General features: G+C 64.6%; 3 protein-coding genes. All 3 read right to left on the bottom strand.

Annotated features, from left to right (window positions below; translation table 11 throughout):
• Window positions 1–741: 741 nt before the first annotated feature.
• The gene (locus tag VKI00_RS12530) at window positions 742–1,479 is read right to left on the bottom strand and encodes a zf-HC2 domain-containing protein (protein ID WP_324437777.1); all 738 of its coding nucleotides are present in this window, start codon (window positions 1,477–1,479) and stop codon (window positions 742–744) included.
• The gene (locus VKI00_RS12525) at window positions 1,476–1,991 is read right to left on the bottom strand and encodes a sigma-70 family RNA polymerase sigma factor (protein WP_414687181.1); all 516 of its coding nucleotides are present in this window, start codon (window positions 1,989–1,991) and stop codon (window positions 1,476–1,478) included. Before VKI00_RS12525 ends, VKI00_RS12530 begins: the two co-directional genes overlap by 4 nt.
• A 190-nt stretch (window positions 1,992–2,181) precedes the next feature.
• Window positions 2,182–2,835 carry a response regulator transcription factor gene (locus tag VKI00_RS12520; protein WP_324437776.1) on the bottom strand — a complete coding sequence of 218 codons (654 nt, stop codon included), beginning with the start codon at window positions 2,833–2,835 and terminating at the stop codon, window positions 2,182–2,184.
• Window positions 2,836–3,439: the final 604 nt, after the last annotated feature.

The following is a 3,439-nucleotide window of genomic DNA, read 5'->3' as shown; positions in this document are numbered from 1 at the left end:
GTGGGTTCGCTGATCATCTGGTTCACATTCCGGGCAGTGCTTCGAGGGACCCGCGCACCTGCTAGCGAGAATTCCGTCGCATGCGACACGGTATGAGAGCGCGGCTGGTCGGATGGACGCGGACCTGCTGCCGACGATGACCTCCAGGCGGGCAGGGAGGTGGCGTCGGCCATCATGTCGCTGCTCGCCCGGAATTCCAACCAGCGGTAGCCCTGAACGCTGTGGCGGTGCGTGCGCAGTCGCCTTGTGTAGTTCCTAGTCCCCACGCAAGCCGAGTTCTTTCAACAGCGCCCACTCGGCCGCAAACGGCTTCTCACGCCGTGGTCTAACGGTCTTGGCGCTTACCGGCTTACCGATGCCCTCCGCACCCTCTTCCGGCCGCACGTAACGTCTAATCGGGTCATCCATGGGCCGGCCGGACCGCCAGCGTCGGTCGTGCGTCGTGCACCAACCAGACGTGCGTGCCCGTCGGTTGCAAATCATCTTGCTTGCGGCGCATAGCTTCTCCGCTCTTCTGTACCGTCGGTTGCCTGGGCGACACCCCCGCCTGGGGTTTTGGCCGACAAGCGAGCGATATTTTGGCCTCTCTCCCCGCGGAAAATTGGTCTGAACAACGCAAAATGCAGATTGCACAAGGCCTTATCGAAGTACGCCTATGTGGCTTGCGGGGGAAGTTGATCACCGTGTCCCATCGGAGGCATTGCGGACCGAGAAGCGTTAGACCAGCGTGGAGCTGCGGTTCTAGACGTTGCGCTGCAACAGCACATCTCCGTCATCGGAGACAATTTGCACCGCGGCGATTTGGTCCATCCGCATCGGCGTGCTCCCAACCGGTCGTACGGTAACGCCGGGGGGCGCCATCCACGTCGCGAGCTGGGTATGGCTACCGTCCCGAGCGACTACCACCATTGCCAGCTTGTCGACGTCGTTGTCGTCCGACTCCTTCGGGTAGGTGCAGATCATCTCGATGCGGGTACCCGATCCCTGACTGATCAGAGTGACCGTCGCGGCTATCGAATTTGGCGCCACCGGGGTCATGGTCAGCGCCGATGCCGATGTCGCAGGCGGCGCCGCGGACGGCACGGAGGGGCCGGGATGAATCCCGACCAGCACCGTGATAACCACGGCGGCGGCCGCGGCGGTCGCGGCCGCCATCGTCCACAACAACCGCCGCCTGCGCCGGTCTCGCCAGCTGACCTTGGCCAGTAGTGAGTCCAGCAGCTCGGCAGGAGGCTGCGGCAATTCGGGCGAAGCCTCGTCGAGGGAGGCGACCTCGTCCGGGTCCAGCAGTGCCAGCAGCGCGGGCATGCCGGCCAGTTGCGCGACGGCCTCGCGGCACGGCGCACAGGTACTCAGATGGGCCTCGTACTGCCGGCGTTCTTCAGCGTCGAGCGAACCCAGTACATAGGCCGCGTCCCACACCGCGAACGGGTCGGCCTCACCCAGCTGTCCGGCACCCCTTCGGTCGAATTGCGTCACCGTGTTACCCCCATTTCTTGCAGGGTAAGCCGCATTGCCCGCATGGCGTAGTGCAGCCGCGACTTCACGGTACCTTCAGCAATACCGAGATCGTCGGCGATCTGCTTGGTCGTCCACCCCAGGTAGTAGGAACGCCGAACCACGGCGCAGTGGTCGGGGCTCAGCTGTGCCAGCGCCTCGCCGATGAGCATCCGGTCCAGCGCCGAGTTCACCTCGTCGGGGCTGGCCTGCTCGGGGGCAGCCGAGCCGTCCAACGAGCTCACTTCGTTGCGGAACCGTGAGCTGCGGCGTTCGTCGATGATCATGTTACGGGCGACGGTGAACAGCCAGGCACGTGCCGACCGCTCGCTATCGTCGGTCACCTCGGGGTGCTGCCACGCGCGCAGCAGCGTCTCCTGCACGACGTCCTCGGCGCGGGCCTGGTCACCCGTCAGACGCATGGCATAGCGCCACAACGCGGCGGCGTGATCGTCGTACAGCGTCCGAACCGCTTCGGCCTGCGGATGCTCCACGTTGATAAAACGAAGTAACCGACCGATTGGTTCACCCGTGCCCGTCTACGGCTGGCGCGGCTGCTGTGCGCGGATTCCGACGGAGCTGTGCGGCGAATCGTCGCGCAACCGCTGGCGATACGCAACGCACTCGCCTGATCCCCTGGGTGGTGCGAATGGAGAAGTGGCCTGTGATGGCTGCTCTCGTCGGCTATTCCAGGAGTTTGCGCCGGATCGCTTCGGCGACGGCCGCCGCGCGATCACCGACGCCGAGTTTTTCATACAACCGTTGGACGTGGGTCTTCACCGTCGACGGAGCCAGGTAGAGCTCTTCGGCAATGGTGGGAATGCTTTGACCTTGTGCGATGCGACCGAGTACCTCGCGTTCACGCCGGGTCAGCACCGGCCCGGCTGGCTCGGCGCGGCGGCGGATCTCACCAGCAAGGCTCGCCGCCACGCTCGCTGATACCACATCCCGGCCCCTCGCGCACTCGAGCACCGCATTGACGATCTCGGATCGGGTCGATTCCTTCGGCAGAAACCCGGCCGCGCCCTGCTGAAGAGCCTGGTAAACGATCGCCGACTCGTCATGCGCGGACAGCAGCAACACCCGGGTTGGCAGCTCGTCGCGCTGTACCGCCGCGGCTATCTGGGCGCCGTCCATGCCAGGCATCCGATGGTCGATCAGCGCGACCTCGGGTCGGTGCGTCTTAATCAATTGGAAGGCGGCGGCGCCATCTTCAGCTTCGCCGACCACCTCTACTGACCCGCTCGCCGTCAGCGCGCGCACGACACCGTCGCGAAACATCGGGTGGTCATCGGCGACCACCACATGCACTTTCTCCGTCGCCGTCGCGCTCGTCACGGACTTGGCTTCCCATAGCGGTCGCCTCACTATTCCCTGATCGGGGGACTTCGGGTTCATCCGCTCCACCGGCGGTCCGCCGGACAGACAGCGCCGTTACTCCCGTGAAGGTCGGCTGATCTGATCGGCAGAGGTCTGCGATGCAGGCTGACTGCTTTTGGCCCCGGGCGGTTTTGCGCCTCAGCCATTCGGGGGACACGGAATCACCCGCTGCACCCGTTGATCACCGGACAGAAACCGCCGTACCAATTGGCAATAGTCATCTCATGTTTACAGAACAGGCGACGAACCCAAACACCGATTCGACGGGGAGTAGCGACGTGAGTGAGACGAGGAACGGTGTAGCGTATTCGGCCCGGCCGGATCGGCGGCTTGGGATCGTGGGAGGCCCGGCCCCCCGGTCGACCGCCCGGTTCTACTCACTGACAGGCCAGTGTTGCTTAGGTTTTCGGGTCGTCGGCGGTGCTGCGCAGCGCTTCGGAGACGATGGCGGTGACAGCTCGCGGTTGGGTGACCAGGGGTGCGTCGTCGACATTGTCGGTGTGGATGCGGGCATTCATGCGCTCGGCCATGAACTTTTGGGTGTCGGGGTTCATCATCCGGT

Source organism: Mycobacterium sp. (genome assembly GCF_035314665.1).
Classification (GTDB): Bacteria; Actinomycetota; Actinomycetes; order Mycobacteriales; family Mycobacteriaceae; genus Mycobacterium.
The sequence above is the reverse complement of the archived record's forward strand: the minus strand, read 5'-3'. Positions and strand labels throughout refer to the sequence as shown.